Consider the following 6,433-nt stretch of genomic DNA (forward strand, 5'->3'; position numbering starts at 1 on the left):
TTCGTGCGTCAATAACAGACGGCGAAGCCGTGATATTTCTCCCTAGCCTCTAGATCCTAGCCTCTAGATCCTCTAATGGAGATTGCTTCAGGGCTATTCGCCCTTCGCAATGACAACCAAGGCGAATGCCACGCCAAAACGCTTGCGTTTCGGCATGGCTGAGCCGACGAGTCATGCGCCTGCGAATGACAAATCCCTAGATTCTAGATCCTGTTCCCCCCTAACCACCAACCACTGTTTACTAACCACATTCTACATCCTCGCACCTCGAAGGGAGCGTAGCGACCGACCTCACACCTCAAAGGCACGAAGTGCCGACCTCATAGCCCCTAGATCCTTATCCTTGAGATTGCTTCAGGGCTTCGCCCTTCGCAATGACAACCAAGGCGAATGCCACGCCAAAACGCTTGCGTTTCGGCATGGCTGAGCCGACGAGTCATGCGCCCGCGAATGACAAATCCCTAGATTCTAGTCCCTAGATCCTATTCCCTCTTTTTCTATCTTTCCCACTATGAAGAAAATCGCATTTCAGGGCCGTCGCGGGGCCTACAGCGAAAGCGCCGCCTATCACTTGTTCGGAAACGATATCGAAGTCATCCCGATGGATACCTTCGAGCAGATTTTCCAGGGCATTGAGACCGGCGCCGTGGACGGCGGGGCCATCCCCATCGAAAACTCCACCGCGGGTTCCATCTACGACAACTACGATTTGTTGTACAAGTGGCGCCACCCCATCGTGGGCGAAGTCAAATTGCAGATTTCGCACAGCCTTTGCGCTCTCCCCGGGACAAAACTCGAGGATATCAAAGAAGTGCTGAGCCACCCGCAAGGTCTTGCGCAGTGCAGCCGCTTTTTCGGGCGCAACCCGAACATCAAAAGCACAGCGTTCTACGACACCGCTGGCAGTGCCGAAGAAGTCGCCAAGCGTGGCGATAAAACCGTAGGCGCGATCGCGAGCGCCTACGCCGGCAAGTTCTATGGACTCGACATTCTGGCCGAGGGCATTGAGAACTTGCCGGGGGTGAACTTCACCCGGTTTTATGCCATCCAAAAAGTGGCGAACCCTCTCCCCGAAACGGGCAAAATCAAGACGACTCTGCTGTTCATGCTCAGCGATTCCGGCAGATCCGGTGCGCTCCATGCAGCACTCGGTTGCTTTGCCAAGCGCGACCTGAACCTCACCCGCATCGAGAGCCGCCCGCATCCCGACCGCCCGTGGGAATACATATTCCATCTCTCCTTCGAAGGCAACCCGAAAGACGCCACCGTCGTCGAAGCGCTGGAAGAACTCCAGAGCTACTGCGACTTCGTGTACCGCCTCGGAAGCTTCCGCGAAGGCACGACGGAGAAGTTGAGTTATTAATTGATAATTGATGATGGATGATTGATAATTGGAGCAATTATGGCTTACGAACGTACTGACCGCAAATTTGACGAATACCGCAACCTCAAGATGACCACCGGCTTCATCTCCAGTGCCGACGGTTCCGTGCTCATCGAGATGGGACGCACCCGCGTCATCTGCAACGCAACCCTCCTCCCGAAGGTCCCCGACTGGCTCGCCGGCCGCGGCACGGGCTGGATTACCGCCGAATACTCCCTGCTCCCGCAGAGCACGGGCAAGCGCGTGGAACGCGAACGCAAGGGAGCCAGTGGCCGCACGCAAGAAATCCAGCGCTTGGTGGGCCGTTCCCTCCGCGGTGCCGCCGATCTCGCCGCCCTCGGCGAGAACGCAATCGTCGTCGATTGCGACGTCATCGAAGCTGACGGCGGCACCCGCACCGCAAGCATCATCGGCGGTTTTGTCGCCCTCGCCATCGCGCTCAAGAAAATCAAGGAACGCCTCGGCATCACGCAACAAATCCTCAAGCACGGCATCACCGCAATCTCCGTGGGAGTCGTCGATGGCAAGCCGCTCTGCGACTTGTGCTATGTAGAAGACTCCGCCGCCGATGTCGACATGAACGTCGTGATGCAAGACGCGAAGAACTTCATCGAAGTGCAAGGCACGGGCGAACACGCCAGTTTCGACCGCAACATGCTCAACACGCTCCTCGACCTGGGCGAGAACGCATGTAAGGACATCTTCAAAAAGCAGATGGAATTGATTGGCGGTGAACTGCCCTAATCGCAGTTCAACAAAACAGCCTTATTTATCATTGCACACCCCTTCAGGGGCGTACGTGCTGACTGCCGCAATCGAGAAATCCACGCTCTCAGACGAAGAATCACTTTCAAAAAGGAATCTTACTACAGAGATTTCCTTCGCGAGTTCATCATTCGAAGTACTTGCGTTCATGGATATATTCTCGAATTCATTCCACGCAATACACTTCCCAACAAGACTTTGACTCGGTTCAAGTTGCGCACGAAGAACATCATCATCTTCCTTGCCCAACAATAATCCCATTTTTCCGCTGGATGAATAGGTAACACATAAGCCTCCCCAATCACGGATATCAACGGCCCTAGGAAGTAGCCTGCCTTCTACCGTATCTTCAGCCATGATGAAACCTATACCTGCATAAGCCTTTTCGGAAGATCCTTTTTCCAGTTCAGCCGTACCTGTAATGGAGCCATAAGCATCAGAAAGAACCTTTGCAAAACCGGCATCATTAGGACTCTCGATGGATTTGGGCCAATGTATAACAGACATGCCTCTAGCCTCACCATCATCATAGCTATACCAGAGTCCGGCATTGTCACCGGTGAAACCCGTATTTACAAATTCCATGCCCTTGGTTCCATTCCACAGACATGTTTTCTTATTGCTCGACGAAGACGATTCCACAGACGAAGAAGACCGAGGCGGTTCGCTCTGTTGACGAACGATATCCTTGTATGAGCCTATACCCTTGATATTGAACGACCCTGCCTTTTTCGAACCACCCATAAATTCAAAGAGAACAGCCCTGAGTTTTTTCGCAGCACCCTTACTAAATTCATCCCATTTTGCACAATGCGTGCTGAACCGTGCAACCTTCGGGAATTCAACAAACCGATCGTCATTCGCAGTTTCGTCTCCGTTCAGTCCCTGTTTTAGCTTCATCTTCATGGCTAGTTCAGATTCATACGTCACGCAAAGACCATTCCACGCCGACACATCCAATGTGGAATTTTCTTTGCCAAGCGTAAAGCCGATGCCGGCGCTTGCAGAATCCGATGAATCATCAAATTCAACCGTTCCACACAATCCTCCGCAAGAATCAATGACCGCCGCCATATCCTCATCGGTCAGCACGGAATCCGTCTTTGCAGGCAGCACCACGCGCGCCCTCTGCCCCTTTTCTGTATTGTCGTAACTAAACCAGTTTCCAGCATCGTCGGTTCCTGTATTTATACGATAAGCTTCAAAAGACCACAAATCGTAGCTATTCGGAGTATCTACTTCAAACGCAATTGCATTTTCCTGCTCCGTAACGCCAGCGACATCCTCATCGGAACATGCAAAGAAAACATACAAGCAAGCACTCATCAAAAGCCCGAAAGACTTTTTCAACATCTTATTTGTCCTCCTCCCACGTCAGCGGGAACAACTGTAAATTCAGTCTATAAACACGTTCCGTGCCCCGACTATTCAAAGCTATACGTGCAATCTTTTTCCTGCAAGCATCCAGTTCCTGCAAAATTTGTTTATAATCTTCGGCAGAAAGGCCCATGATAAGGCCCGTAAAATTTCTTTCGGAGGGAGGAAACTTGTCTATAGCATCCTTGGCAAATTCCGCCATTTCTCGGTGCATGGTTCGCAAAGCAACCGGCATTACTGCCGATGTTCCCTTCAAGTGCCGGTCTACTTGCACATAGGCTTCGCCTTCCTTTTTGAGGAGACCGTTTTTCACCATAAAGTCAAGCGATTCGCGAACCTCGCCTGCCGTCACTTCGTGGCAGCATCGCCTTGCGATATCAAGAGGTTTTGCACCGGGCATGACCGGAGCCAATTCTCTCACGACAGAATGAACCCACGATTCAAAATACTTGAAGGCTTCGCCATCGACAATTTTTACCTTGTTGTTCCTTGCCAGTTCCAGCATGGTCTCGAAGGCTTTCTTTTTTTCCAGATCCGTTTCTGCATGGCAATAAGCAACCATGGACTTGAAATAGTCCAACTCAAAGCCAGCCAAATGCAAAGCGGCCCCTACATTCTCGGCCCCAGCCAAAGAAAGGCGGGTCTTACCTTCACAAACCAATTTCAAATACGTCGGCGACGAAAAGCCTGCTGAACGAGCGAATTCACGCCACGAAAACGACGAAACGCGCTTACGCTCGTCGTAATAGTCTTGCATATACCGCCGATAGTCTTGGTACTCTGTAATTGGTTTCACAACCATAAATATACTTTATTCAACAAGAATAGCAAACATTCCGTGATACAATTTACACCATATCACGGAAATTTTTAATCAAAAAAGGACCATTTAAAATTTTCACACTTTCATGATACAATCACGAAATGAAAAAACTAGTACTTGCCCAATCCCACAATGTTAAAATCACTCCGTTCTGTCGATCCTATAGAAACAAACAGCAGCGAAGACACCTGGGAAGGATCTCCCGAACCTGTACCGAACGCAAAATCACTCCATTTTGCACATTTCGTTGTCACGTCGCGAGTCAAAGGAAGCACCACCATCGGCATACTCATAAGCGAATCTGGATTGTCATATTCCGCACTATTCATCACGACATATATTTCCATGTCCGAAGAATAAGTCACGCAGAGCCCATCCCAATCCCTAATGTCGCCCTTCTTCATCAAGCCATCGTCTTGCCTGCTGACAATACTGAAGCCGACTCCGGCAAATCCTTTGTCTACAAATTTCAGGGTACCGCAAATTCCACCGCAATAATCTACAATCGGAGCAAGAGATTCGCTGTCATAGGCATCCCCCTTCGGCACAGGCCAGATAATTCTTGATGCCTGATCAGGATGGGTATCTTCAATGGGGAACCAGTATCCGCCCGTTTCCGTTTCATCAAAAAGTTCAGTATTGACCCGATAAGCACCATCCGGCCCATACCAAAGATCATACACCCCTCTGAAGGAGGGTTTAGCCATTTCTTCGCTGCTGCTCGAAGTGACGAGTCCACTGGATTCGGAAGAACTTGACAAATTGATGGAGGAATTCACAATGCACGCACCTGCAGAATACTTACCGACAGCTGCTATCATGAAATTAACACTTATGACGGAATCACTTTCCAGCAAGAATCTCACGAAGCTGATTTCTTTAGCAAGTTCGTCGTTAGATGTGCTTATATTTGAGGATACATTCTCAAATTCACTCCACGCAATGCACTTTTCAACAAGACCTTGGCTTGGTTCAAGCTGCGCACGAAGAATGTCATCATTTCCTTTGCCCAGGAGCAAGCCCATGTTCCTCTCGGCAGAATAAGTAACACAGAGGCCGCCCCAATCGCTGATATCAACTATCCTAGGAACTTGTCCATCTACAGAATCTTCAGCCATGATGAAGCCTACGCCCACAAAGCCCTTATCCGACGAGTATTTCTCCAGTTCAGCCGTACCTGTAATGGAGCCATACCTATCCGAAAGGACCTTAGCAAAACCGGCATCATCGGGACTCGCGATAGGTATAGGCCAAATTATGCGGGAAAATCCTCCTACCGCCATATCGTCATAGTTATACCAGAGCCCGGCATTGACTCCAGTGAAACCCGTATTGACGAATTCCATGCCTTCGCTTCCGTTCCAAAGGCAAGCCTCCGCAGAATTTGTCGAAGGCGGCTGCGGATATGCAGACCTCTTGGCTACAACACCATCTTGCGAAACACCCCCATTTTCTTGAGCAACGTTTGCCGTATCCAACCCTTCGGAACATCCGAAAAGGCCAAACAATACAGCAAGCATCGGTAATCCGATTATTCTTTTCATGTTTTTAACCTCCATCCACCTTAGTGGCTTTGTTGTTTATCCAGCCCTCAATTCCATAAAGGCAGGGCACTCAGGCAATTTTTCTAGAACTTTAGACAATCACCCGTGTGGCTATAAATATACAACAAAATTCTAGAAAGCAAACAAATTAATGATACATTTTCTTTGATTTTTATTCAAATTTTCAATAAAAATACACATTCTAAAAAATTTGTATTTTCATGATACATGCATGAGGTGCGAGCAGTGAGCAATGAGCTATGAGGTGTGAGGCTAGAGAATAGAGAATACCTTTGACCACTTAGTGCTTTAGCACTTATGTGGGCATGGCCACCTTTAGGTGGGAGGCTAGTGAAAAGAATCACGCACTTCGTGCGTCAATATAAGACGGCGAAGCCGTGATATTTCTCCCTAGTCTCTAGATCCTAGCCCCTAGATTCTCTGATGGAGATTGCTTCGGGGGTTTCACCCCTCGCAATGACATAACTTCCTACTGTCTACTTGTACTCTCGCTACTCCTCATAGAGGATAACTCAACTA

The 6,433-nt window shown here is 49.2% G+C and carries 5 protein-coding genes; 2 read left to right on the top strand and 3 right to left on the bottom strand.

The window, feature by feature from the left end; genetic code table 11:
- The first annotated feature begins 511 nt into the window (after positions 1-511).
- The gene (pheA, locus tag Q0Y46_RS14670) at positions 512-1,363 is read left to right on the top strand and encodes a prephenate dehydratase (RefSeq protein ID WP_297948546.1); all 852 of its coding nucleotides are present in this window, start codon (positions 512-514) and stop codon (positions 1,361-1,363) included.
- 39 nt (positions 1,364-1,402) lie between these two features.
- Complete coding sequence (rph, locus tag Q0Y46_RS14675) at positions 1,403-2,128, top strand: ribonuclease PH (RefSeq protein ID WP_295684922.1); 726 nt, start codon at positions 1,403-1,405, stop codon at positions 2,126-2,128.
- 21 nt (positions 2,129-2,149) lie between these two features.
- Here the strand turns inward: rph and Q0Y46_RS14680 are convergent, their stop codons facing one another.
- From Q0Y46_RS14680 to Q0Y46_RS14690, 3 genes are all read right to left on the bottom strand, one after another.
- Positions 2,150-3,502, bottom strand: a complete 1,353-nt coding sequence (locus Q0Y46_RS14680) for a hypothetical protein (protein WP_297948549.1) — start codon at positions 3,500-3,502, stop codon at positions 2,150-2,152.
- Position 3,503: 1 nt separating this feature from the next.
- Positions 3,504-4,322 carry a TIGR02147 family protein gene (locus tag Q0Y46_RS14685; RefSeq protein ID WP_295684916.1) on the bottom strand — a complete coding sequence of 273 codons (819 nt, stop codon included), beginning with the start codon at positions 4,320-4,322 and terminating at the stop codon, positions 3,504-3,506.
- Positions 4,323-4,459: 137 nt separating this feature from the next.
- The gene (locus Q0Y46_RS14690; protein WP_297948552.1) at positions 4,460-5,893 is read right to left on the bottom strand and encodes a hypothetical protein; all 1,434 of its coding nucleotides are present in this window, start codon (positions 5,891-5,893) and stop codon (positions 4,460-4,462) included.
- Positions 5,894-6,433 lie beyond the last annotated feature (540 nt).

The organism is uncultured Fibrobacter sp. (assembly GCF_947305105.1).
In the GTDB taxonomy this organism is placed as follows: Bacteria; Fibrobacterota; Fibrobacteria; order Fibrobacterales; family Fibrobacteraceae; genus Fibrobacter.

What these genes read in the sequence shown, in the direction of transcription:
- Q0Y46_RS14690 (WP_297948552.1), bottom strand. Translation starts at nt 5,893, where the DNA reads ATGAAAAGAATAATCGGATTACCGATGCTTGCTGTATTGTTTGGCCTT.
- Q0Y46_RS14680 (WP_297948549.1), bottom strand. Translation starts at nt 3,502, where the DNA reads ATGTTGAAAAAGTCTTTCGGGCTTTTGATGAGTGCTTGCTTGTATGTT.
- rph (WP_295684922.1), top strand. Translation starts at nt 1,403, where the DNA reads ATGGCTTACGAACGTACTGACCGCAAATTTGACGAATACCGCAACCTC.
- pheA (WP_297948546.1), top strand. Translation starts at nt 512, where the DNA reads ATGAAGAAAATCGCATTTCAGGGCCGTCGCGGGGCCTACAGCGAAAGC.